19 protein-coding genes and 1 pseudogene are annotated in these 24498 nt (G+C 76.9%); 8 read left to right on the top strand and 12 right to left on the bottom strand.

Annotated elements, in window-relative coordinates; all coding sequences use genetic code 11:
- Window positions 1–67: 67 nt before the first annotated feature.
- The 5 genes and pseudogenes from ACZ4MO_RS08460 to ACZ4MO_RS08440 form a co-directional block, all read right to left on the bottom strand.
- A pseudogene (locus ACZ4MO_RS08460) lies at window positions 68–1000 on the bottom strand (endonuclease/exonuclease/phosphatase family protein); the annotation flags it as partial.
- Window positions 1001–1270: 270 nt separating this feature from the next.
- Entirely contained in the window at window positions 1271–1744 is a 474-nt protein-coding gene (locus ACZ4MO_RS08455) for an HNH endonuclease (RefSeq protein ID WP_074806508.1), read from the bottom strand.
- A gap of 272 nt (window positions 1745–2016) precedes the next feature.
- The gene (locus tag ACZ4MO_RS08450) at window positions 2017–3351 is read right to left on the bottom strand and encodes a low temperature requirement protein A (RefSeq protein WP_186810403.1); all 1335 of its coding nucleotides are present in this window, start codon (window positions 3349–3351) and stop codon (window positions 2017–2019) included.
- Entirely contained in the window at window positions 3348–4880 is a 1533-nt protein-coding gene (locus tag ACZ4MO_RS08445) for an ATP-binding protein (RefSeq protein ID WP_255437114.1), read from the bottom strand. Before ACZ4MO_RS08445 ends, ACZ4MO_RS08450 begins: the two co-directional genes overlap by 4 nt.
- A 62-nt stretch (window positions 4881–4942) precedes the next feature.
- The gene (locus tag ACZ4MO_RS08440; RefSeq protein ID WP_255437115.1) at window positions 4943–6619 is read right to left on the bottom strand and encodes an NAD(P)/FAD-dependent oxidoreductase; all 1677 of its coding nucleotides are present in this window, start codon (window positions 6617–6619) and stop codon (window positions 4943–4945) included.
- 183 nt (window positions 6620–6802) lie between these two features.
- Here ACZ4MO_RS08440 and ACZ4MO_RS08435 point away from each other — a divergent pair, with 183 nt between their 5' ends.
- Genes ACZ4MO_RS08435 through ACZ4MO_RS08415 form a run of 5 tightly spaced genes read left to right on the top strand, consistent with a single transcriptional unit; the run spans window position 6803 to window position 15311 of the window.
- The gene (locus tag ACZ4MO_RS08435) at window positions 6803–8368 is read left to right on the top strand and encodes a pyridoxal-dependent decarboxylase (RefSeq protein WP_209829190.1); all 1566 of its coding nucleotides are present in this window, start codon (window positions 6803–6805) and stop codon (window positions 8366–8368) included.
- Window positions 8365–9927: a SidA/IucD/PvdA family monooxygenase gene (locus ACZ4MO_RS08430; protein ID WP_175008526.1), complete on the top strand. Its 1563-nt coding sequence runs from the start codon at window positions 8365–8367 to the stop codon at window positions 9925–9927. The genes ACZ4MO_RS08435 and ACZ4MO_RS08430 overlap by 4 nt, the downstream gene beginning before the upstream one ends.
- Window positions 9924–12446: a GNAT family N-acetyltransferase gene (locus ACZ4MO_RS08425; RefSeq protein WP_175008527.1), complete on the top strand. Its 2523-nt coding sequence runs from the start codon at window positions 9924–9926 to the stop codon at window positions 12444–12446. The genes ACZ4MO_RS08430 and ACZ4MO_RS08425 overlap by 4 nt, the downstream gene beginning before the upstream one ends.
- A gap of 1 nt (window position 12447) precedes the next feature.
- Entirely contained in the window at window positions 12448–14679 is a 2232-nt protein-coding gene (locus ACZ4MO_RS08420; RefSeq protein WP_175008528.1) for a penicillin acylase family protein, read from the top strand.
- Window positions 14676–15311, top strand: a complete 636-nt coding sequence (locus ACZ4MO_RS08415) for a GNAT family N-acetyltransferase (protein ID WP_175008529.1) — start codon at window positions 14676–14678, stop codon at window positions 15309–15311. Before ACZ4MO_RS08420 ends, ACZ4MO_RS08415 begins: the two co-directional genes overlap by 4 nt.
- Before the next feature lie 66 nt (window positions 15312–15377).
- Here ACZ4MO_RS08415 and ACZ4MO_RS08410 read toward each other — a convergent pair whose 3' ends face one another.
- From ACZ4MO_RS08410 to ACZ4MO_RS08390, 5 genes are all read right to left on the bottom strand, one after another.
- Window positions 15378–15677: a hypothetical protein gene (locus ACZ4MO_RS08410; protein ID WP_175008530.1), complete on the bottom strand. Its 300-nt coding sequence runs from the start codon at window positions 15675–15677 to the stop codon at window positions 15378–15380.
- 262 nt (window positions 15678–15939) lie between these two features.
- Window positions 15940–16302 carry an ACT domain-containing protein gene (locus ACZ4MO_RS08405; protein WP_175008531.1) on the bottom strand — a complete coding sequence of 121 codons (363 nt, stop codon included), beginning with the start codon at window positions 16300–16302 and terminating at the stop codon, window positions 15940–15942.
- 39 nt (window positions 16303–16341) lie between these two features.
- Window positions 16342–17472, bottom strand: coding sequence for an FAD-dependent oxidoreductase (locus ACZ4MO_RS08400; protein ID WP_209829187.1), 1131 nt, complete (start codon window positions 17470–17472; stop codon window positions 16342–16344).
- Entirely contained in the window at window positions 17469–18020 is a 552-nt protein-coding gene (locus ACZ4MO_RS08395; protein ID WP_175008533.1) for an isoprenylcysteine carboxylmethyltransferase family protein, read from the bottom strand. Before ACZ4MO_RS08395 ends, ACZ4MO_RS08400 begins: the two co-directional genes overlap by 4 nt.
- Window positions 18017–19201: a 3-oxoacyl-[acyl-carrier-protein] synthase III C-terminal domain-containing protein gene (locus ACZ4MO_RS08390; RefSeq protein WP_175008534.1), complete on the bottom strand. Its 1185-nt coding sequence runs from the start codon at window positions 19199–19201 to the stop codon at window positions 18017–18019. Before ACZ4MO_RS08390 ends, ACZ4MO_RS08395 begins: the two co-directional genes overlap by 4 nt.
- Before the next feature lie 108 nt (window positions 19202–19309).
- On the opposite strand from ACZ4MO_RS08390, the gene ACZ4MO_RS08385 reads away from it, so the two are divergent.
- Complete coding sequence (locus ACZ4MO_RS08385; RefSeq protein WP_175008535.1) at window positions 19310–20164, top strand: UbiA family prenyltransferase; 855 nt, start codon at window positions 19310–19312, stop codon at window positions 20162–20164.
- Between the two features lie 3 nt (window positions 20165–20167).
- On the opposite strand, the gene ACZ4MO_RS08380 is transcribed toward ACZ4MO_RS08385, so the two are convergent.
- Complete coding sequence (locus ACZ4MO_RS08380; protein WP_499278728.1) at window positions 20168–21100, bottom strand: LysR family transcriptional regulator; 933 nt, start codon at window positions 21098–21100, stop codon at window positions 20168–20170.
- A 94-nt stretch (window positions 21101–21194) separates the two neighbouring features.
- Between ACZ4MO_RS08380 and ACZ4MO_RS08375 the strand changes: the two genes are divergently transcribed.
- Together ACZ4MO_RS08375 and ACZ4MO_RS08370 are read left to right on the top strand one after the other, a co-directional pair.
- On the top strand, window positions 21195–22175 hold the full coding sequence (locus tag ACZ4MO_RS08375; protein WP_175008537.1) for a pyridoxal-phosphate dependent enzyme: 981 nt from the start codon (window positions 21195–21197) through the stop codon (window positions 22173–22175).
- A 73-nt stretch (window positions 22176–22248) separates the two neighbouring features.
- Window positions 22249–22869, top strand: a complete 621-nt coding sequence (locus ACZ4MO_RS08370; RefSeq protein WP_175008538.1) for an L-threonylcarbamoyladenylate synthase — start codon at window positions 22249–22251, stop codon at window positions 22867–22869.
- 59 nt (window positions 22870–22928) lie between these two features.
- Here the strand turns inward: ACZ4MO_RS08370 and ACZ4MO_RS08365 are convergent, their stop codons facing one another.
- Window positions 22929–24470 (bottom strand): lipase maturation factor family protein, encoded by a 1542-nt coding sequence (locus ACZ4MO_RS08365; protein ID WP_175008539.1) that lies wholly within the window; start codon window positions 24468–24470, stop codon window positions 22929–22931.
- Between the last annotated feature and the right edge of the window lie 28 nt (window positions 24471–24498).

The following is a 24498-nucleotide window of genomic DNA, read 5'->3' as shown; positions in this document are numbered from 1 at the left end:
CGGGAACAGGGTCCCGTCCTTCCCGCCCCACACGCTCCCGGCGGAAGACGGACCCGCCCACGGTGCGCTCGAACAGCGCGGGGGAGAGCAGGACGTAGTCGATCTTCTGGCTCGCGGTCCCGTTGCCGTACGTCCCGGGGCGCCCGTCGCCCCGGAAGTCCGGGTGCACGCTCACGTCGCGCAGGTCGGTCCCCTCGAGGAGCGGGCGCAGCGGCACCGACCCCGGGGTGTCGTTGAGGTCGCCGACGACCACGACGTGCTCCTCGCCGCGGGCGCGCAGGCCGGCGTAGATCGCCGCGGTGCGGGTCGCCTGGCGGCGCCGGGTCGCGTCCGACTCGGCCTGCGTCCCGTACCCCTTGGACTTGAAGTGGTTGACGAGCACGGTGAGCGTGCCGCCGCCGGGCAGCGTGACGACGTACTCGGGGCAGTCGCGACCGAAGACGAGTCGGCCGCGCGAGTCCCGGTCGTCGACGTGGGAGCGCACGGTCCCGATCTCGTACGGTCGCCGGGTGAGCAGCCCGACGTCGATCCCGCGGTCGTCGTTGCCGTCGATGACCATGACGTGCGGGTAGAGCGCGCGCCCGGAGCGGGTGACGCCCGCGTCGGTGAAGCGCTTGAGCGCGACGCGGCTCTCGGCCTCGACGACCGCGAGGACGTCCGCGCCGACGTCGGCCACGACGCGCGCCGTGTGCACCATCGCGAGCTCGTCGACCCGGTCCTTGACGAGGTCGACCCAGCCGACCCAGTCGCCCCGCCCGGTCGCGACCACCTCCGTGCGGGCGGTCCCGGCGGCCTGCGACCCGGTGCGGCGCACGAGCCGCCCCCGCACCTGGCGCAGCAGCGCGAGCGCGGCGGCGTCGGCGCGCAGCAGGCCGAGCGTCTCCAGGTGCTCCAGGATCTCGGCGCGGACGTCGGGGTCGTACCGCTCCTCGGCGATCAGGGCGTTGACCCGGGCGTGCGCCGCCAGGACCGCGTTCCCCACGGTCAGCGGGCCCGCCATCGCGCGCGGTCGCTCGAACAGGTTCTCGACGTTGAACGTCCCGATCCGGACCGTCGCCATCGTGGGCTCCCTCGCGCGGTCCGGGACCCGAGGTGGGTGCATGACGCGGACCGGCTCCACCAGGAGGGAGGGGCGCGGCCGGTGTCCCGGACGCCGCCGCGCTCGCGGGCGCCGGGCAGCCCGGCCCGCTCGGGCGCGGCCGGCCCGGCCGGTGTCACCGCCACCGGCCGGGCAGACCGTGACCGGCCGGGCGCGCCGGCCGGTGTCCCGTCAGCGTCTGCGCGGGGCGGGCGCCGACGGGTAGATGTCGCGGAACGCGGGCTCGAACGGTCTGGACAGGAGCCGCAGGCCCGCCTGCTCGGGCGTGCGCCCGCCCTTGGCCGCGTTGCACGGCTCGCACGCGGCGACGGCGTTGAGCCACGTCGTCGTGCCGCCCTGGCAGCGCGGGACGACGTGGTCCATCGTCGTCGCGGTGCCCCCGCAGTACGCGCAGCGGTAGCGGTCGCGGCGCAGGAGCGCCGCGCGCGAGTACGGGACGCGGCCCTGGCGCTCGTACACCCAGCGCGCGTGCACGTACCGCACGAGCGCGACCGACCGGGGGCGCTGGTAGGGCCCGAACGTCTCGCCCTCGACGGCCTCCAGCACCTCGGCGACCTGCCGGTGCAGCATGCGGATCGCGTGGCGCAACGACACGCGGCCGAGCTCCTGGCTGCCGCCGAGGTTGTAGATGACCACCTCGCTCATCGTCGCTCCTCCTGTCGTGCGTCGCGTGCCGTGCCCCGGGACGACGAGAGCCGCCCCAGGACGGTGCCCCAGGACGGCTCTGCAGGTGGACGACGCACGTCGTCTACCTGAGGAGCGCCCTTCGGGACGGGTCGACGGACCGCTCGTGCGTCACGCGGGTCCACCTGCCCTTCACCGGTCGTCATGGTCGAGCGTCCGGGCGGGTCTCGACCGGACGCCATGAGGCTATGCCCGCGAGCGCGCGACGTCCACGCCTTTGCGCCGGGGAGGAGTCAGGTGTCGTCCCGCACGTCCGTCTCCGACGCCGCCGCACCCGGCTCGGCGCCCGGCCCCGTGCCGAGGTCCGCGCCCGACGCCGCGTCGCCCGACGTCGGCCGCTTCGCGCGCCCGGCACCGGAGAGCTGGACGAGCAGCGCGGCCGACAGGACCCACACGAGCCCCGCGGCCGAGACGGACCCGCCCCCGAACGTGGCGAGCGCCCCGGCGGCCACGACGGGCACGGCGAGGACCAGCGCCGTGCGGACGTCGCGCAGCACGGCGTGCACGCCCGCGGACACCAGCCCGTGGACGGCGAACGCCCCGACGAGCAGCGCGAGCTCGCTGGGCTCGAGCGCCCGCGCCGGGCGGTCCAGGACGCCCCCGAGCGCGCCCGCGAGCGTGGCGAGGGCCCCCGTCGTCACGAGGTGCAGGAACCACGCGACGCGCGGCGGCACGCCGGCCGGGCGCAGGAGCGCCACGCCCGCGTAGCCCGAGCGCACCGTGAGCGCCCACAGGCCGACCAGCAGGGTGAACGCCCCTGCGCCCGCCACGAGCAGGGAACGGTCCCACTCGGCCTCGCTCGCGGCGTCGATCGCCTGGATGAGGCCCTCGCCGAGCACGATGATGACGAACAGCCCCAGCCGCTCGCCGAGGTGAGGCACGTCGCTCGCGGCCGCGTCGACCGTCGTCGGGACCTCCAGGCCGCGCCGCCGCCCGCGGTCCGGCGCGCCGGGCCGCGCACGACGCCCGCCCAGCTCCCGACCCCGGCCCCGGCGCTCGCGGACCTCGTCGAGGCGCTCCTGCGCGCGTCGCACGAGCCGCTCGCCGGAGAGCGTGAGGAGCAGCAGGAGGTCGATCGCGAGGCCGACGCCCCACAGCACGTAGCGGGTCTGGCCGTCGGCCCACCACGACACGATCCAGGGCACGACCCCGGCGAGCGCCTGCACGACGGGCAGGTCGACGACGACGGTCGTGCGCCGCCACGGGCGCGCGGCGACGAGGCGTCCCACGACGTAGGCGACGGCGAACGCCTGGGCGTGCTCGTCGTGGATGCCCGGCACGGCGGCGATCATCACGGCGAGCGCGGCCATGCCGGCGAGGATCGGCAGGGACCGCGCACCCTCTCCCGCGACGTTGCCGTACGTGGTGAAGCACGCCCACACGAGCCAGAACGCCGTGTACGCCACGACGTACAGCGCGAGCCCGCCGCCGTCGTGGTCCTCCTGGAGGAGGTGGGCGAGCATGCCGATGCCCGCGACGACGACGAGGTCGAAGAACAGCTCGAGCCAGGAGGCGTGGCGCTCCTCGCCGACCGGCGACGTCCCCGCCGCCGGGGAGGGGGCCGTCACGCGCGCCCGTCGGGCGTGGGGGGCGCGGGCTCGAGCGGGAGCCGCACGACGAACCGCGTGTCGCCCGGCACGGACGTCACGGCGAGGTCGCCGTGGTGCTTGTTCACGACGATGCGCCACGAGATGTCGAGGCCGAGCCCGGTGCCCTGGCCGACGGGCTTCGTGGTGAAGAACGGCTCGAAGATGCGGGGGCGCACGTCGTCGGGGATCCCGGGGCCGGTGTCGGCTACCTCGACCTCGGCGTGGTCGTCGACGCGCCGGGTGGTCACGGTGAGGGTGCCGGTGCCGGCCATGGCCTGCGCGGCGTTCTCGACGAGGTTGGTCCACACCTGGTTGAGCTCGGCGGCGTACACGGGCACGGCGGGCAGGTCGGGGTCGTAGCGGCGCACGACCTCGACGCCGTCGAGGGTGTGGTCGAGCATCGTCAGTGTGGAGTCGAGCAGCTCGTGCAGGTCCACGGGCCGGAACGGCGCCCGGTCGAGCTGGGAGTACTGGCGGGCGGCCCCGACGAGCGTGGAGATCCGCACCGTGGCGTCCTCGATCTCGGCCATGAGCTGCTCGGTCTCGATCGTGTACGCGAGCCAGCTCACCGCGCCGGTGAGCGCGCCGGCGTCGACCCGCGCGGCGACGCGGTCGAGCCACGGCTCGTCGATGCCGGCCTGGACGAGCGCGGGGGAGACCCGCCACCCCTCGGGCAGGCCGTGGTCGTCGAGCCAGTCGGTGAGGCGGTCCTCCAGGTCGGAGGTCTCCAGGGCGCCGACGGCCTCCGCGGTGCGCGTGTCCGCGTACCGCTCGAGGGCCTCCTCCTGGAGCCGGATCAGCTCGGCGAGCGTGGCGCGGTCGTAGGGGCCGTCGGCGATGAGCGCCAGCTTGTGCCGCATGGCGGCGACGCGCTCGCGCAGCGTCCCGGTGGCGCGCACCGCGGCGGCGGCCGGGTTGTTGAGCTCGTGCGTGAGCCCCGCGGACAGGGACCCGAGGGCGAGCAGCCGCTCGCGCTGCCCGACGAGCTGCTGCGCGTCGCGCGTGCCCCAGAACACGCCCTCGAGCAGGTGCACCGCCATGGGGAACCACTCGGTCATGAGCTTCGCGAAGTCGTGGGCCGCGAGGACGAAGAACCGCGAGGGCTCGAGCGCGCGTGCCGAGTGCAGGTAGGTCTGGGGCAAGCGGTCGCCCAGGTAGGCGTTCCACGCCCCGAGGTAGACCCCGACCTGACGGGTGCGCGAGACCTCGACCTCGTCCTCGCCGACGCGACGGAACAGGGCGACGCCGCCGTCGAGCAGGACGTAGAACGCCTCGGCGGGCGAGCCCTCGTGGAACAGCCAGCCCGCGTCGTGCCGTTCGACGTGCCCGGTCGCGCACAGCCACGCGAGCTGGTCGTCGGTGAGGTGCTCGAACAGGAACGTGGCGCGCAGCTCGTCGACGTCGCACGGCAACCACCCGCGCGCGGCGGCGGCCGCGGCGGTGGGGTCGGTCGCCGGGGACGCGTGCTCGGTGGGCGGGGTCGTGGTGGGGTCCTCGGTGCTGGTCACGGTGTCGCCTCCGGGTTCGGGTCGGGGCCTGCGTCGTCGGGGCGGCGTCGCGGGGCCGAGGGTCAGAGCTGTTCGAGGTAGCGGTGGACGAGCATGACGGCCATGGCGCCCTCGCCGACCGCGGACGCGACGCGCTTGGCCGACTCCGCGCGCACGTCCCCGGCGGCGAACACGCCGGGCACGGACGTCTCCAGGTGGTAGGGCGGGCGGTCGAGCGTCCACCCGGCGGGCGGTGCGCCGTCGTGCAGGAGGTCGGGGCCCGCGAGCACGAACCCGCGGGGGTCGCGCGCGACGACGCCGTCGAGCCAGTCGGTGCGGGGCGCGGCGCCGATGAACACGAACGCCCACCCGCACTCGACGCGCGTGGTGGTGGCGGCGTCGAGGTCGCGCAGCTCGAGGTGCTCCAGGTGGTCGTCGCCGGACGCCGCGACCACCTCCGTGCGGGTGAGGACCCGCACGCGCGGGTGGGCCTCGACCTGCTCGACGAGGTAGGACGACATGGACCGGGCGAGCGAGTCGCCCCGCACGACGAGCGTGACCTGCTTGGCCTCGCGCGCGAGGTACAGCGCCGCCTGCCCGGCGGAGTTCGCGCCCCCGACGACGTACACCTCCTGGTCCTGGCACGCGGACGCCTCGGTGAGCGCCGAGCCGTAGAACACGCCGCGGCCCACGAGGTCCGCGAGGCCCGGGCCGTCGAGCAGCCGGTAGGAGACGCCGGACGCGAGGATGACGGTGTGCGCGTCGATCGACGTGCCGTCGGGGAACCGCACCGAGCGGGCCGGGCCGTCGACGTCGAGCTCGACGGCGTCGCGCGTCGTGACGATCTCGGCGCCGAACCGCACGGCCTGGCGGCGCGCGCGCTCGGCGAGCTGGGCGCCCGAGATCCCGTCGGGGAACCCGAGGTAGTTGTCGATGCGCGAGCTCTGCCCGGCCTGTCCGCCGGTCGCGGTGCGCTCGACGAGCACCGTCCGCAGCCCTTCCGACGCCCCGTAGAGCGCCGCGCTGAGCCCCGCCGGCCCGCCGCCCACGACGACGAGGTCGTAGAAGTCGGCCGTGGGTCGCGTGGCGAGCCCGACGCGCTCGGCGAGCGTCGCGTCGTCGGGCGCGACGAGGGGCTCGCCCTCGGGCGTGACGACGAGGGGGAGGGTCTCGCCGTCGGCCTGCGCGGCCGTGAGCAGGCGCGCTCCCTCGGCGGACTCCGACGGGTACCACCGGTAGGGCACGCGGTTGCGCGCGAGGAACTCGCGCACCTGCGACGAGCGTGCCGACCACCGGTGCCCGACGACGACGGTCTCGGCCGGGCGGCGCCGGTCGGTCGCGGACCACGCCTCGAGCTGGGCGTCCACGACGGGGTAGAGCTTCTCCTCGGGCGGGTCCCACGGCTTGAGCAGGTAGTAGTCGAGGTCGACGACGTTGATCGCCTCGATCGCGGCCTCGGTGTCCGCGTAGGCGGTGAGCAGGACGCGCCGCGCCGCGGGGAAGAGGTCCATCGCCTGCTCGAGCAGCTCGACGCCCGTCATGCCGGGCATGCGGTGGTCGGCGAGGACGACGGCGACGTCCTCGCCCCGCAGCGCGAGCTCGCGCAGCGCGGAGAGCGTCTCCGCACCCGACTCGGCGCGCACGATCCGGTAGCGGTCGCCGTAGCGGCGGCGCAGGTCGCGCGCGACCGCGCGCGAGACCCCGGGGTCGTCGTCCACGGTGACGATCGCAGGACGGGTCGTCGCGACGGTGGGTTCCACACGGCCTCCTCGGGCACCAGGACGGGCGACTGCCATCCTCTCCCCGGCGTGGCCACGCGTCCACGGCGGACGTGGCGCAGGTCACCCTTGACGGGGGACCGCGCTGCGCTAGGTTAGGCAAGGCAAACCTCAGGTTGCCCCGCCGTGCTCCGCGGCGGTCCTCTCCCCGTCCTGGAGCCTCGCATGCTCTCAGCACGATCCGTCGCGCCCGCGCACGGTACCCCGACCGCCCCGGCGCTGCTCACCGGTGCGACCGCGGGCGCCTACGCCAGCACCCTGCACGCCGTCGTGGACGACGTCGCCGCGCGCGTGGCCGCCGTCGACCAGCCCTGGTCCGGCGCCAGCCGCGCCCACCTGGCCGCGCTCGTCGACGCCACCGACCTCGACGGCCCCGGCGTCGGGACCGACACGGCGCTGCGCGAGACCGCCGACCTCTACGCGACCCACGCCGTGTGGTTCCACCACCCGGCCTACGCCGCGCACCTCAACTGCCCGGTCGCGCTGCCCGCGGTCGGTGCCGAGGCCCTGCTCGCCGCGATCAACACGTCCGTCGACACCTACGACCAGTCGACCGTCGCGACCCTCATGGAGCGTCGCGTCGTCGCCTGGACCGCGGGCCGCGTCGGGTACGTCGCCGGCGACGGCGTCCTCACGTCGGGCGGCACGCAGTCCAACCTCCACGCGCTCTTCCTCGCCCGCGAGCGCACGGTCGAGCGCGCCGCCCGGGACGGGCTCGGGCGCTCGGCCGTCCTGCCGCGCCTGCGCGTCCTGGCGGCGGGGTCGAGCCACTTCAGCGTCGCGCGCTCGGCCCTCCTGCTCGGCCTCGCCGACGACGCGGTCGTGCGGGTCGAGGCCGACGCCGACGGTCGGGTCGTGCCCGCGGCGCTCGCGGCCGCCGTCGACGCGGCGCACGCCGCGGGCGAGGTCGTCATGGCGGTCGTCGCGACCGCCGGCACGACCGACCGCGGCTGCGTGGACCCGCTCGCCGCGGTCGCGGACGTGTGCGACGCGGCCGACGTGTGGTTGCACGTCGACGCCGCCTACGGGTGCGGGCTCCTGGTGTCCCCGACGCGCCGGCACCTGCTCGACGGCATCGAGCGGTCGCGGTCGGTGACGGTCGACTACCACAAGGCGTTCTTCCAGCCCGTGTCCGCGAGCGCGCTGCTCGTGCGCGAGCGCGCCGACCTGGAGCGCGTCGCGCACCACGCGGACTACCTCAACCCGCGCGAGAACGCCGAGCCGAACCAGGTCGACGTGTCGCTCCAGACGACCCGCCGCTTCGACGCGCTCAAGCTCTGGACGACGCTGCGCGCGCTCGGGCCCGGCGGGGTCGGCGCGATGGTCGACGCCGTGTGCGACCTCGCCGCGCAGGTGCACGCCGACCTCGCGGACGACCCCGACCTGCGGGTGCTGGGCCGGACGGACCTCTCCACGGTCCTGTTCCGGTACGAGCCGCCCGGGTTGTCCGCGGCGCACGCGGACCGCCTCGTGCCGCTCGTGCGGCGGGTGCTGTTCGAGTCCGGTCGCGCGGTGGTCGCCAAGACCGTGCTCGACGGCGTCCCGTGCCTCAAGCTCACGCTGCTCAACCCGACCGTCACGCTCGCGGACGTGCGCCACGTGCTCGACCTCGTGCGCACGACCGCCCAGGCGCTCGTCGAGCGCGACGAGCTGCTGCACGACGACGACGTCGCGGCGCACGCCGCGGACCTCGTGGCGTCGCTCGCGACCGCCGGGGCGGTGACCCGATGACCACGACCGCTCCCACGACGAGCGGCCCCGCCCCGGCGCCCCACGACCCGGCGCGCGTGCGCGACGTCGTCGGCGTGGGGATCGGGCCGTTCAACCTCGGCCTCGCCGCGCTGTCCGCGCCCCTCGACGACCTCGACGCCGTGTTCCTCGACGCCGCGCCCGAGTTCCGCTGGCACCCCGGCATGATGATCGAGGGCGCGACGATCCAGGTCCCGTTCCTCGCCGACCTCGTCACGATGGCGGACCCGACGTCGCCGTACTCGTTCCTCGCGTTCCTCAAGGCCACGGGCCGGCTCTACCCGTTCTACATCCGCGAGTCGTTCTACCCGCTGCGCGCCGAGTACGACGCGTACTGCCGCTGGGTCGCGGCCCGCCTGGGCCCGCTGCGCTGGTCGCGGCGCGTCGTCGCCGTCGAGCACGACCCGGCCGCCGACGCGTTCGTCGTGCGGGCCGAGACGCTCGCGCCCGACGGGAGCGTCACCGGTACCGAGGAGCACCGGGGCCGCCACCTCGTGCTCGGCGTCGGCACGTCCCCGGTGCTGCCGCCCGCGCTGCGGGCGCTCGCGGACGAGGTCGCGCGCGGCGAGCACCCGGGCGCGGGGCCGCTCGTGCACAGCGCGCAGTACCTGCCGCACCGCGACGCGCTCGCGGCGGCGGGCTCGGTCACGGTCGTGGGCAGCGGCCAGTCGGCCGCCGAGGTCTACCGCGACCTGCTCGACGGCGTCCACGGCGACGCGCGGCGCCCCGGGTACCGCCTCGACTGGGTGACGCGCTCGCCGCGCTTCTTCCCCATGGAGTACACGAAGCTCACGCTCGAGATGACGTCGCCGGACTACACCGACCACTTCCACGCGCTGCCGCTCGAGCTGCGCCAGCTCCTCGGCCGTGAGCAGCGCGGCCTGTACAAGGGGATCAGCGGCGACCTCGTGGACGAGATCTACGACGCGCTGTACCGCCTGAGCCTCGACCGCCCGGTGCCGACGACGCTGCTCACCGACACCGAGGTCGTCGCCGCGCGCTACGAGCCGACCACCGGCGGGCGCGACGACGAGAGCGTGCCAGGGCGGGCCGGCGCCGCCGCCCCGGCGGGGGAGTACGTGCTGCGGCTGCGGCACGCGCAGCTCGGGCGGGAGGTCGAGCGCCGCACGCGCGCGCTCGTCGTCGCGACGGGCTACGCCGCCTCGGTCCCGGCGTTCCTCGACCCGGTGCGCCACCTGCTCCGGTTCGACGAGCTCGGGCGGTTCGACGTCGCACGCGACTACACGGTCGACCACGCGCGCCGGGTCCACGTGCTCAACGGCGAGGAGCACACCCACGGCATCACCGCGCCGGACCTCGGGTTCGCCGCCTGGCGCAACGCCGTCGTGCTGCGCACCGTCACGGGGCGCGAGGTGTACCCGGTGGAGGAGCGCATCGCGTTCCAGACGTTCGGCCTGCCCGACGACGCGGCTCCCTCGGGTCCTCCGTCCCCGGCCACCACTCCCACGACGACCCCCGCCACGTCGGACGCCGCGGCGCGCGTCGCGGCGGGCGAGCGCACGGCAGGGGAGGCCCGATGAGCGCCACCACGACGACGGCGCGGGACGTCGCCCTGCCTGACGCTGTCGCGTCGGGCGCGAGCCCGGGCGCCGCCTTCACGGTGCGGGTCCCGCTCGGCGGCGGCCGCGCGGACGTCTCGCTCGAGCCCGTCGACCCGGCGCGCGACGCCGCGCTCGTGCAGGGCTGGCTCGCGCACCCCCGCTCGGCGTTCTGGCAGCTGGGCCACCTCGACGTCGACGGCGTGCGCGACTACCTCGCGGCGGTCCGCGCCGACCCGCACCAGGACGCGTGGCTCGGCCGGGTCGACGGTGCGCCGGCGTTCCTCGTGGAGACGTACGACCCGGCGCGCGTCACGCTCGCCGACGTCCCCGCGGCCGCCGCGCTCCTGGAGCCCGGCGACGTCGGGATGCACCTGCTCGTCGCGCCCCCGCCCGGGCCCCCGCGCGGCGGGTTCACCTCGGCCGTGATGGGCGCCGTCGTGCGGTTCTGCCTGGCCCCCGCGGGCCGTGGCGCCCGCCGTGTCGTCGTCGAGCCGGACGTGCGCAACGCCGCGATCGCGGCGAAGAACGCCGCGGCGGGGTTCCGCGTGCTGCGCGAGGTGGACCTCCCGGGCAAGACGGCGCACCTCGCCGTCGCGACGCGTGCGGACCTCGACGCGAGCCCGCTCGGCGACGGCGTCGACCTCGCCTCGCACCTGCGCCCCGACCTCGCCGAGCGGGCGCACCGCCACCTCGTGGCGAAGACGATCGCCGAGCTCACCCACGAGCGGCTGCTCGCGCCGCGCGCGGAGGTCTGGCCGGTCGAGACGAACGGGTGGGGCGAGTACGTGCTGCCCGTCGCGGGCGGCTCGGTGGAGTACCGCTTCCGCGCGCGGCGGTACGCGCTCGAGCACTGGGTGCTCGACGAGGCGTCGATCCGGCGCACCGTGACGGACGGACGCCCCACGCAGGACCGGCCGGACCTGCCGGACGACGCGGGCGCCCCGGCGGGTGCGGACCGCGCCGGCGCGCCCCGCGAGCTGACGGTCGACGCGCTCGACCTCGTCGTCGAGCTCCAGCCCGACCTGCGCATCCCCGACGACCTGCTCGCCACCTACCTCGAGGAGGTGTCGTCCACGCTCGCGAGCGCGACCGCGAAGCTCGAGCGGTACGCGCGCACCGGCGGGCCGAGCGCCACCGACCTCCTCGACGCGTCGTTCCAGCAGGTCGAGACGGCCATGACGGAGGGGCACCCGGGGTTCGTCGCGAACAACGGGCGCATCGGGTTCGGCCTGGCGGAGTACCGCGCGTACGCGCCCGAGAACGGCGGCCGCGTGCGCCTCTTGTGGCTCGCCGCGCGGCGCGAGCACACCCACCTCGCGCTCGGCGCCGGGCTCGACGAGGAGACGCACTACGGGGCCGAGCTCACGCCCGACGAGCGCGCCGCGTTCGCGGACCGGCTCGCCGCGCGCGGCCTCGACCCGGCCGACTACCTCTACCTCCCCGTGCACCCGTGGCAGTGGGAGCACCGCGTGCCCATCACGTTCGCGGCCGACGTCGCGCGCGGCGACCTCGTCCCGCTCGGGCCGGGCGCCGACGAGTACCAGCCGCAGCAGTCGATCCGCACGCTGTTCAACCTCACCCGGCCCGGCCGCCACTACGTCAAGGTCGCGCTCGCGATCCAGAACATGGGGTTCCTGCGCGGGCTGTCGCCCGCGTACATGCGCGACACCCCCGCGATCAACGACTGGGTCGCGGACCTCGTCGCCGCCGACCCGGAGCTCGGCGGCCGCGGGTTCACCGTGCTGCGCGAGCTCGCCTCGATCGGGTACACCGGTGACGTCTACCACCGCACCGCCACGCCGTCCCCGCACCGCAAGATGCTCGCCGCCCTGTGGCGCGAGAGCCCCGTGCCGCGCACCGCGCCCGGGGAGCGCCTCGCCACCATGGCCGCGCTCCTGCACCGCGACCCCGACGGCGCCGCGCACGCGACCGCGCTCGTGCGCGCCTCCGGGCTCGACCCCGCCGACTGGGTGCGCGCCTACCTCGACGCCTACCTGCGCCCGCTCGCCCACGCGCTCCTCGCGCACGACCTCGCGTTCATGCCGCACGGCGAGAACCTCATCCTCGTCCTGCGCGACCACGTCGTGGTCCGCGCGGTCATGAAGGACGTCGGCGAGGAGGTCGCCGTCCTCGGCGACGCGCCGCTCCCGCCCGGCGTCGAGCGGGTGCGCGCCGTCGTCGACGACGAGGAGAAGGCGCTCGCGATCTTCACCGACGTGTTCGACGGCGTCCTGCGCCACCTCGCCGCGATCCTCGCCGGCGACGGCGTGCTGGCCGAGGACCGGTTCTGGCGTCTCGTCGCCCAGTGCCTCGACGCCCACCGCGCCGACCACCCCGACCTGCGCGGCGGCGTCGACCTGCGCGCCCCGCGGTTCGCGCACTCGTGCCTCAACCGCCTGCAGCTGCGCAACACGCTCCAGATGGTCGACCTCGCCGACCAGTCCGCGTCCCTGCTGTACGCGGGCACGCTCGCCAACCCCGCCGCGCGGGAGGGCTGACGTGACGGCGGGCCCCGGTGGGTTCGAGGTGCACCGCGACGCGTGGGGCGTCCCGCACGTGCGCGCCGCGGACGAGCTCGCGCTCGCGCGCGGCCAGGGGTACGTCACCGCGCTCGACCGCGGCTGGCAGATCGAGGTCGACCGGTGGCGCGCCGAGGGGCGGCTCGCCGAGCGCCTGGGCGAGCCGGGCCTGGTCTGGGACCGGTTCGCCCACCGCGTCCGCCTCGCCGACACCGCGCGCCGCGCCTACGCGGCGCTCGCGGACGACGACCGCGCCTGGGTCGACGCGTACACCGCGGGCGTCGACGACGGTCTCGACCGCGGGCGCGACGTGCCCGAGATGCACGCCCTCGCCGACCCGGCGTGGCCCGGCGGGGGCGACCTGCCCCCGCACGAGCCGTGGCCCGCGTGGGCGCCCCTCGGCGTCTTCCTCGTCGCGCACGTCCTGTTCTCCGGGTTCGGCCACGTGCTGTGGCGCGACCACGTCGCGCGCACCCTCGGGGCCGCCGTCGCGCGGTCCCGCCCCGACGTGACCACCGCCACGGTGCTCGACCTGCTCGCGGCCGACGGCGGACCCGGCTCGGGGTCGAACGCGTGGGCGCTCGCGGGCGCCAGGACGCGCGCCGGGGCGCCGCTGCTCGCGGGCGACCCGCACCGCCTGCTGGAGCTGCCGGGCGTCTACCAGCAGGTGCGCCTGGCGTGCGACGCGTACGACGTCGTCGGGCTCGCGTTCCCGGGCGTCCCGGGGGTCCCGCACTTCGGGCACGCGGGCGCGGCGGCGTGGGGCGTGACGAACGCGATGGCGCACCACGTGGACGTCGTCGCGGAGCGGCTCCACCGCACGGCGGACGGCGGTGTCGTCGCGGAGGGGCCCGACGGTCCGGAGGCGGCGGACGTCGTCGTCGCCACGGTCCGGGTGCGCGCGGCGGGCGGCCCGGTCGAGCGCCGGGTGGAGACGATCGAGACGGCGCGCGGCGTCGTCGTCACGGGCGGGCCCGACGACCCGGGCCGGACGTTCGCCGTGCGTCTGCCCGCACGCGTGGACGCCGACCTCGGGGTCACCGCGTGGCGACGGCTCCTGCGGGTCCGGTCGGCGCGCGACGTGACGGACGCGTTCGCGACCTGGGTCGACCCGGTCGACCGCGTGCTGGCGGCCGACCGCGAGACCGTGCTGTCGATGACGGCGGGGCGCGTGCCTCGCCGCGACCCGGCCGAGCGCGCGCTGCCGCTCCCGGGATGGGCCGACGCCGGGCGGGCCCGCCCGTGGGTCGTGCCGCCCCCGCCCGTGGTCGTCGACGACGTCGCGGTCGACGCGAACGAGCGGCCCGCGCGGCCCGACCTCGACCTGGGCCGCACGTACGCCCCGCCGCACCGCGCGCGGCGGATCCGGGCGCTGCTCGCGGCAGCGGGCGACGACGCGACCGCGGCGGACCAGTCGCGCGTCCACGCGGACACGCTGCTCGGCGGCGCGGACGACCTGCTCGGGTGGCTCGACCGCGATGTCGGCGGCCCGGGCGGCGGGGCCGGAGCCGAGACCGAGGCCGAGCGCGGCACCGGCGTGCGTCCCGACCCCGCGACGGTCCGCGCGGCGGGGCGGCTGCGCGCGTGGGACCGCCGCATGGACGCGGACAGCGCCGACGCGGCGCTCTTCGCGGCGTGGCGCGGCGCGCTCGTCGGCCGGGTCGCGGCGCACCCCGCGCTCGCGTCCCTGCACGCGCCCCACGGTCTCGACCCGGTCTTCGCGCCGTGGCTGGCCGTCACCGCGCGCGTCGCCGACGCGCTGCCCGCGCTGCTCGGCGCCGCGTGGCTCGGGCTCGACGGCGCCGCGCTCGCGTGGGCCGCGCTCGCCGACGTCGTGCGGGCGCGGGACGGCATGTCGGGCTCGGCGCCGGTGTGGGGCGACACCCACCGCGTGCTCGGGCTGCACGTGCTCCTCGACGTGCCGGGCGCCCCGGTCCCGCGCGTGCCGGACGTGCCGCTCGGCGGCGACACGGACACCGTGCGCTGCACCGCGAGCGTGCCGGGGGTCAGCGACGTGTGCGTGCGCGGGTCGGTCGCGCGCTGGGTGTGGGACCTCGCCGACCGGGACGCGAGCCGCTGGGGCGTGCCGTTCGGCGCGAGCGGCGACCCGCGCTCGCCCCACTTCGCCGACCGGCTCGCCGCCTGGGCCGACGCCGAGACCGTGCCCGTCGTGACCGACTGGGCCCTGCTGCGCCACGAGGAGACCCGATGACCGCGACCGACCTGCCCGCCCCCGGCCGCCTGCCCACCGGTGCGCCCGGCGAGCTGCTCCTCTCCCACCGCGCGCCGGGCGGCGGTCGCCTGACGCTGCGCGTCCTCGACCCGGACGCGGACCTCGACGTGCTGCACGCCTGGGTGACCCGGCCGTGGGCACGGTTCTGGGGCCTCGGGGACCTGTCCCGGACGGAGCTGCGCGACCTGTACGCGTACGTCGGGTCGCTGCCGACGCACCACGCGTTCCTCGTGCGGTGGGACGACGCCCCCGTCGCGCTCCTGCAGACGTACGAGCCGGAGCACGACCCCGTCGGCGAGGCGTACGCGGTGGCGCCGGGCGACGTCGGGCTGCACTTCCTGCTCGGCGGCCGGGGCCCGCGCGGGGCGGACCTGTGGGCCGCCATCGGTCCGCTGGTCGTCGGGTTCTGCTTCGCCGACCCGCGGGTGGACCGGATCGTCGTCGAGCCGGACGCGGCGAACGAGCGGGCGCACGCCCGGATGCGTGCCCTCGGCTTCGAGGTGGCCGAGGGGGTGCGCGTGGGGGAGAAGGACGCGCTCCTCGCGTTCCTGCCGCGCGACCGCGCGCGCGACCTGCTCGACCGGGCGGAGAGGGCAGCGGTGCCGGGGTGACCGGCTGCGCCGCCGAGCGCGGTGGCGCGGTCCCCGCGCGCGGTGGCACGGCGGCCGGGCGTCGGGTCAGCCGCCGGTGAAGGGGGCGATCGTCAGCGGAGTACCGAGCGTCTCGCACGCGTCGCCGAGGTCTGCCTGGGCCTGCGACCACTCCGGGGACCCCACGCCGGTCGACTCGGCGAACGTCCCGACCGCGACGGCCGGGGCGGCCGCCTGGAGGTCGGCGACCGCCGTCTGCACGGCGCTGTCCCCGCCGGACGGCAGGCGGCCGAGCACGCGGGTGGCGAGCTCGTACCAGCCGTCGCGTTCCTGCTCCGCCATGCGGCCGTCGGCGAGGCCGAGGTCGGCGTTCTCCACGATCGTCATGACGTCGCTGGAGGCAACGCAGGTCGCGGCGTCGTCCGGGGCGCCGTCCTGCACCGGGGCATCCGTGGCCGGCGACGGCGCAGCGCTGCTCGCCGCCTCCGGTTCCTCAGTCCCGTCCGCCGGGCCTGCACCGCCGGACCCGCACCCGACCAGGACCGCCGTGCTCAGCACCACGGCCGCTGCCGCCACCCACCCTCGCGCTCGCATCCGCGCATGCTACCGGTGCGGGGACCGTGCGCGACGACAGGCGGTGACCCGGAGATCACCGAGGAGCGGCGACCGCGTGCCCGGCGTCGCGCAGCACCCGGGTGGCCTGCTCGAGCCGCGCCTCCGGGACCAGCACGAGGTCCGCGTGGAACGTGGACGCGACGAACACCGGCACGCCGGCCTCGCCCAGCGGCCCGACGACGGACGCGAGCACCCCCGTCGTCTCCAGCCCGTGGGCCGAGCCGTAGAACCCCGCCCACCGCTCGGCGTCGTCGAACGGGGACGCGTGCCGCACGACCGTGAGCCCTTCGGGGGCGCGCACGAGCGCGACCCACTCGTCGTCCTCGGGGAACGTGGCGCCCGGGACGTGGCCGAGCAGGAAACGGTCAGGGACGACGTGCAGGTCGAGCGAGGTCATGGCCGCACGGTAGCCGCAGGTGCCCACAGCGCGCCGTCGTCAGCGGGCCAGGCGCTCCACGACCGCCCCGTACAGCCACGGCGCGGCGCTCGCGGCGGGGACGATGGCCCGGCGGGCGGGGCTGCCCGCCCAGGCGAGCAGGCCGGAGGTGAGGACGCGGTAGTCGCGCGTGGCGCGGGCCCAGGCCCGCTCGTACGCGGCCGGGTCGTCGAGGTGGCGCACGGCGGCCTCGGCCTGGGCGAGCCCGACGCGCACGCCCTCCCCGGTGAGCGCGTCGACGTACCCGGACGCGTCGCCGACCAGGCGCACGTGCCCGGCGGTGCGGCGTCGGGCGCGCTGGCGCAGGGGTCCCGCGCCGCGGACGCGCCCGAGCACGGGGGCGTCGCGCACGCGGTCCGCGAGCTCGCCGAACGCGTCGAGCCCGTGGTGCGCTCCTCGCGGCGTGGAACGGGTGCCGTCGCGGTGGGAGAGGACGGCGACGCCGACGACGTCGGCCGCGACGGGGGTGACGTACGCCTCGGCGTGCGGCGCCCAGTGCACCTCGACGAGGTCGCTCCACGGGGCGAGCCGGTAGTGGGTGCGCAGGCCGAACCGGGCGCTCCCGCGCGGCGGGGCGTCGAGCCCGGTCAGACGGCGCACGGTGGAGTGCAGCCCGTCGCAGCCGAGCACCCGGGCCGCGCGGACGACGTCGTCCGCACCGCCGTCCGCCCCGGGAGCCTCCCCGGCGGGTCCTCGCACCGCTCCGAGCACGACGTCGACCCCGCGGGCGTCCTGGCGCAGCGCCCGGAGCGTGGCGTGCTCGATCGCGACACCCTCGGCGAGCGCGCGCTCGCGCAGGGCGGCGTGCAGCGCGGTGCGCCGCACGCCGCGGCCCGGGCCGGCGGCGAACGGGTGGTCGGCGTGGCGGGTGGCGTCGCGGTAGCTGATGCCGGCGAGCGGGTGGCCCGGCGGGTCGACGCCGAGGGCGAGGACCGCGGCGAGCGCGCCCGGGAGCAGCCCCTCGCCGCACGCCTTGTCGATGACGCCGGCGCGGCGGTCGACCACGAGGACGTCGTGCCCCGCGCGGCGGGCGTGCAGGGCGGCGGCGAGCCCGACGGGCCCGCCGCCGACGACCAGCACGTCGACGCGGCGGTCGGCCGCGCGGGCGTCGGTCGGGCGGGGAGGGGTCACGGCACGGCCGGGTGCGCGTCGGCGCCGACCGCCGTCGCGCGGGCGAGGGCGCGCTCCTCGGCAGGGATGCGGAAGCGGGCCAGGAGCATGGCGTTGAGCAGCGTGAACGCGACGGCGGTGATCCAGCACGAGTGCACGAGCGGCAGCGCGACGCCCTCGACCACGACGGCGACGTAGTTGGGGTGGCGCAGCCACCGGTAGGGGCCGCGCGCGACGAGCGGCAGGCCCGGCACGACGATGACGCGCGTGTTCCACCGCGGCCCGAGGGTCGCGATGCACCACCAGCGCAGGCCCTGGCTCGCGAGCACGAGGACGAGCATGGGCCAGCCGAGCCACGGCAGGAACGGCCGGTCGGCGAGCCACGCCTCGGCCACGCACGCGAGGAGCAGCCCCGTGTGCAGCGCGACCATCGCGGGGAAGTGCCCGCGGCCCGACTCGACGCCGCCCCGGGCGAACGACCAGCGGGCGTTGCGGGCCGAGACGACGAGCTCGGCGAGCCGTTCGACGGCGGTGGCGCCGACGAGCACCACGTACCAGGCGAGGCTCATCCGTGGACCTCCTCGCCCGGGGCGGGCGCGTGCCCGGCAGCGTGACCGGCCTGTCGCGCGGGCGCCCGGCGCGGGCCGCGGCCGTCGAGCCGCAGCAGGACGAGCTCGGTGCTCACCCCGGGGCCGAACGCCATGAGGACGGCCGGTGCGCCGGGTGGCACGTCCGTGCGGGCCAGGGTCGCGCCGAGCACGTGCAGCACGGACGCCGACGACAGGTTCCCCACGTCGCGCAGGGACGCCCGGCTGAGCGCGAGGTCCTCCTCGGCGAGTCCCAGGGTGTCGCGGACGGCGTCCAGGACGCGAGGGCCGCCCGCGTGCACGACCCACGCCCCGACGTCGGCCGGTTCGAGGTCGTGCTCGGCGAGCAGCGCCTTGACGTCGCCCAGCAGGTGCGCACCGATGAGCTCGGGCAGGCGTGCCGACAGCACGATCTCGAACCCCGTGTCGCCGACGCGCCACCCCAGGTCGCCCGTCGTGCCCGCGTGCAGGTGCGAGCGCGAGTCGACGACGCGCACGCCCCGGGCGCGCACGCCCGCGCCCGCCCGCCCGTACGGGCCCGGGCGGCGGGCGAGGCGGTGCTCGTCCCCGACGAGGACGGCCGCCCCCGCGCCGTCGCCGAACAGTCCCGACGCCACGAGGTTCGCCGTCGACGGGTCGGTGCGCTGCAGCGTCAGGGAGCACAGCTCGACGGCGACGAGGAGCGCGACGTCCCGCGGGCGCCCTCGCAGCAGGTCGTCCGCCCGCGCCAGGCCCGCCGCGCCCCCGGCGCAGCCCCACCCGAACGACGGCGTGCGGCGCACGTCCGGTCGTAGGCCCAGCCGGGCCGCGACGAGCACGTCGAGCGTCGGCGCGCCCACGCCCGTGACCGTGGTCAGCACCACGTGGTCGACCTCGTCCGGGCGCAGGCCCGCGTCGTCGAGCGCCGCGCGGCACGCCTGCTCCGCGAGGTCGGTCCCGAGCGCCAGGAAGGCGTCGTTGGCGGAGCCGAAAGAGAGCCCGCCGTAGTCCTCCAGGGGCAGCGCGAGATGACGGGTCTCGACGCCCGCGTGGGCGTGCAGCCGGCGCGTGAGCGCACGGCGGACCGGGTCGTCGGTGAGCAGCTCGCTCGTGACCCGGGAGATCTCGTCCTGGCGGTACGCATGCGCGGGAAGCGAGGTCCCGACGGCGACGACGCGCGACATGCCCGCATCGTCCCACCGGCCCGGTCCGCCCGCGCGGGGGGAGGGGTGCGCCGCGACGACCGGCCCGGGCGCCGGGCGCGCGGGCCGGGGGCGGGCTAGGTTGCCGCCATGGTGACCGGTCGCTCGCGAGGGCTCGTCCGCGGCCTCGTGGTCGCGAGCCACTTCCCGCCCACCGTCATGGTCACCGCGTTCGCCCTCGCGCTCTCCGCGGGCATCGGTGCGGGCACCCGCACGACGACGCTCGTCGCGCTCGCCGTCCTCGCCGGCCAGCTCTCCGTCGGCTGGTCCAACGACTGGCTCGACGCGCGCCGCGACGTCGCCGTCGGGCGCGCCGACAAGCCCGTGGTGTCGGGCCTCGTCACGGCCGCTACCCTGCGCACGGCGGCGCTCGTGGCGCTCGCCGCGTGCGTCGCGCTGTCCCTCGCGACCGGGCTGCTGCCGGGGGTCGTGCACGCCGTCGCCGTCGGGGTCGCGTGGTCGTACAACGCGCGGCTCAAGGCCACGTGGTGGTCCTGGGCCCCGTACGCCGTGTCCTTCGGCCTGCTCGCCGTGTTCGTCGTGCTCGCCGCCCCCGGCGACGGCCGTCCCGCCCCGTGGGCCGTCGCGGCCGCCGCGCTGCTCGGCGTCGGCGCGCACGTCGCGAACACCCTGCCCGACCTCGAGGACGACGCCGCCACGGGCGTCCGCGGCCTGCCGCACCGGCTCGGGCGCCGCGCGAGCTCCGTGCTCGCGCCCGTGCTGCTCGCCGCGGCGTCCCTGCTCGTCGTGGTCGCACCCCCGACGCCCCCCGGCCCGGTGACGTGGGTTCTCGGCGCCGGGGCGCTCGTGCTCGCCCTCGCGGCCGGCGCCGTCGGGGTCGCACGCCCGCGCAGCCGCGCCCCGTTCGCGCTCTCCATGGCCGTCGCGGGCGTGTGCGTCGTGCTCCTCGTGCTCGCGGCGCCCGCCGTCGTCGTGCCCGCCTGACGGTCAGCCCGCCGCGCGCACCAGGCCCTCGACCACGGCCGTCGCCCCCGGGGAAGGGCGCTCCCCGTACGTGACCGCGAGCACGCGGCGCGCCGCGCCCGGCAGCGGGCGCACCACCACGCGCGGGTCCCGGTGCGCCCGCAGCGCCAGCGCGGGCAGCAGGGACACCCCCACGCCCGACGCCACCAGCGCCTGGACCGCGACGTAGTCGTCCGTCTCGAACGCGACGCGCGGCGTGAACCCCGCGCGCTCGCACCGGCCCACCAGGTCCGCCCGGCACCGCTCGCAGCCCGCGATCCACGCCGCGTCCGCGAGCGGTGCGAGATCCGCCGGCCCCTCCGCGGACGACGCCGCGGCCTCGCTCTTCGGGTCGTCACGGGTGTCGTCGTGCGCACCGGGGTACGGGTCGGCACCCGGACGGACCAGGAACAGCTCCTCCGCGAGCACCGGCACCGCGCGCAGCCCGTCGGTGTCCAGCGGCGACCGGTCGTGCTCGAACACCAGCGCCACGTCCACCGCACCGCGCCGCAGCGCGTCCAGCGCCTCCGGCGGCTCCGCCTCCACCAGCCCCACGCCCAGACCCGGGTGCTCGCGCGCCAGGCGACCCACGACGTCGGGCACCAGCGTCGCCAGCGCCGACGGGAACGCCGCCAGCCGCACCCGGCCCGCCGACAACGAGACCAGGGCGTCCAGCTCCTCGCGCGCCGCACCCACGCGCCCCAGGATCTCCTCCGCCCGCGCCGCGAGCAGCCGACCCGCCGCCGTCAGCCGCACACCCCGGCCGTGCCGCTCCGTCAGCGGCACACCCACCTCCGCCTCCAGACGCGCCAGATGGTGGCTCACCGACGGCTGCGCGTAGTGCAGCGCACGCGCCGCCCCCGTCACCGACCCCTCGCGCGCCACCGCCGCCAGCACCCGCAGCCGCGTCAGGTCCACGTCCACGCCCTCATGCGCGAAGCATAGATCGCATCGATCGTTCCGCACAGAACAGGCATTGGACCGATGAGACGACCCGCGGGACCGTGGACCCATGGCCCCCGCAGACCTCGCCCCGCCCACGATGCGCGACGTCCTCGACGCCCGCCGCCTCCTCGCCACCCACCTCCAGCCCACCCCCACCCGCACCTACCCCGCGCTCGACCGCGCCACCGGCGCCCACGTCGTCGTCAAGCACGAGAACCACCAGCCCACCGGAGCCTTCAAGGTCCGCGGCGCCCTCAACCTCCTCCTGCGCCTCACCCCCGACGAGCGCGCCCACGGCGTCACCGCCTTCTCCACCGGCAACCACGCCCAGGCCGTCGCCCACGCAGCCCGCACCACCGCCACCCCCTGCACCATCGTCATGCCCACCCACCCCAACCCCACCAAGGCCGACGCCGTCCGCGACCTCGGCGCCCGCCTCGTCCTTGCCGGCACCACCTTCGACGACGCCCGCGAGCACGCCACGGCGCTCGCGGCCGAGGCTGGGTCCCGGCTCGTCAGCGCCGCGAACGAGCCGCTCCTCGTCGCCGGGGTGGCGACGGCGTACCTCGAGCTCCTCACGGACGTCCCGGACCTCGACGTGCTCGTCGTCCCCGTGGGCGGGGGGAGCGGCGCGGCCGCGGCCTGCCTCGTCGCCGAGTCGCTCGCCCCCGGGCTCGAGGTCGTCGCCGTCCAGTCGGCCGCCTCGCCCGCCGCGCACGACTCCTGGCGGGCACGCGACCTCGTCGCCCGGCCCAACACGTCGCGCGCCGAGGGCCTCGCCACCGGCACCGGCTTCGCGCTCACCCAGGCCGTCCTGCGCGAGCACCTCGACGACTTCGTCCTCGTCGACGACGACACGATCGACCGCGCCGCCGCGCTCTACCTCACCGCGGCCCGGACCGTCGCCGAGGGCGCGGGCGCCGCCGCCCTCGCCGCCGTCCTCGCCGACCCCGCCCGGTTCGCCGGCCGGCGCGTCGGCGTCGTCTGCTCCGGCGGCAACGCCAGCCCGGCGGAGCTGCTCCGGGTGTCCGCGCACCTGCCCCGGTAGCGGCACCGGGGCCGGGTGCACGACGACGGCGGTCCCGGCGGCCGGACCGCGGCCCCGGGCCTAGGCTCGCCCCATGGCCCGCTACCTCGACGTGCACCCCGACAACCCGCAGCCGCGCGCGATCGCGCAGGTCGTCGCCCTCCTCGAGGACGGCGGGCTCGTCGCCTACCCGACCGACTCCGGCTACGCGCTCGGCTGCCGCATGGACGACCGCGAGGGCGCCGACCGCATCCGCCGCATCCGCCACCTCGACGACCGGCACCACTTCACGCTCGTGTGCGCCGACTTCGCCCAGCTCGGACACTTCGTCATGGTCGACAACGCGGCGTTCCGGTCCATCAAGGCCGCCACCCCCGGGCCGTACACGTTCATCCTGCGCGCGACCTCCGAGGTCCCGCGCCGCCTCGCGCACCCCAAGAAGAAGACCGTGGGCGTCCGCATCCCCGAGGACGTCGTCGCCCAGGCCATCGTCGCGGCGCTCGGGGAGCCGATCCTGTCGAGCTCGCTGATCCTCCCCGGCTCGACGGAGGCGCTCACCGACGGCTGGGCCATCAAGGAGGAGCTCGACCACGTCGTCGACGCGGTCGTCGACGGCGGCGAGCGGGGCAGCGAGCCGACGACCGTCGTCGACTTCTCCGACGGCGCCCCCGAGGTCGTGCGCGTCGGCGCGGGCGACCCGTCCCGCTTCGAGTAGGACCGTCGCGCCGGGCCGCCGCGGGCCGGCTCGCGCGGGGCTGGCCCGCCGCCGGCCGCTCAGGCCCGCGGGCCCAGGAGCAGCCGCAGATGCCTGCGGTCGACCGGGTCGACGAGCGTCCCGCGCTCCTCGCGCACCCACCAGTCGCCGGTGCGTCGCCGCTCGGCGCGCGTCGTGTACCGGTAGCGGAAGACGCGGGCCCGCACCCACCGCGGGGCGGGGCCGTCGGGATCGTCGGCGAACGGGTCTGCCGCGAGCAGCCGCAGGGTCGGGCGGTCGGCCTCCAGGAGCCGGAGCAGCAGCACCTCGAACCAGCGCGTGCCGGGCGACCCGAGCGCGAGGAACCACATCTGCCAGTCCAGGCGCAGGTGGTAGGGCGCGACCTGCGGCGGGCGGCGCCCCACGTCGCCCGGCTTGCCGCGGAACACGTACTCGACCCAGTCGTCGGGCCCGGGGGAGCGGGCCGTCGTCCCCTCCACCACCACCTCGTCGCGGCGCCGCGAGACCGAGCCGAACGCGCCGTAGGCGTTGACGAGCCGGAACGGCTCGAAGCTCGCGTTCATGAGCTGCCGGCGCGCGACGAGGTTGCGCGCCGGGCGCACGCTGAGGACGAGCAGGAGCGCCGACACCGCGAGCACGGCCACGACGAGGGCGACCGGGCCGCCCGGGGCGGCCCCGCCGTCGGGCACCGGCCCCTCGCCGCGACCGAGCGCGGGCACGAGCCACGACCCGACGGCCGCCCACGCGCCGTCGCTCACGACACCGAGCCCGAGCACGATCGTCAGCCAGTTCAGCCACGCGAAGTTCCCCGTCACGAGCAGCCACGCCTGCGTGAGCACCACGACCCCGCCCGCGACGCTCGCGACCGGCTGCGGCGCGAAGAGCGCGAACGGCACGACGAGCTGCGTCACGTGGTTGCCCGCCACCTCGACGCGGTGCCACCACCGCGGCAGGTGGTGCGCGTGCCACGAGAACGGGCCGGGGAGGGGCTGCGTCTCGTGGTGATAATCCAGGGCCGTGAGGTCGCGCCACGCGCGGTCCCCGCGGAGCTTGATGAGTCCCGCGCCGAGCTCGACCCGGAACAGGCACCAGCGGGCGAGCAGCAGCACGAGCAGCGGGGGAGCGGCGCCCCCGCCCGACGAGCCCAGCCACCCCACGAGGAACGTCACCTCGCACAGCAGAGACTCCCACCCGAACCCGTAGAAGCGCTGCCCGACGTTCACCACCGACAGGTAGGCCGCCCACAGCACGAGGAAGGCGAGCGTCGTCAGCCACCACGGCCCGCGCTGGGGCACCCCGGCGACGAGCAGCGCCGCCAGCCCCGCCCCGCCCCACGCGAGCGCGGCGACGAACCGGTCCGAGCACCGCCACCGGAGCACGCTCGGGGCGTCCCGCCACGTCGTGCGCGCCACGAACGTCGCGGCGGGCAGCAGCCCGCGCTCGCCCAGCAGCGGGCGCCACTGCCGCACGACGACGAGGAACGCGACGACGAGGATCGCCGCGGTGCCCCGTTGCAGCACCTCGCGAGCGACGTCGTAGCCGGGCGCCCAGAACCACGACCCGAGCCAGGTCGCCACGTCGTCGGGCAGGACGTCCGCCATCTGCCCACGGTAGGGCTGTGAGCCCTGT

This window comes from Sphaerisporangium cinnabarinum (genome assembly GCF_055567015.1).
This window is presented reverse-complemented; position numbering and strand designations above follow the sequence as displayed.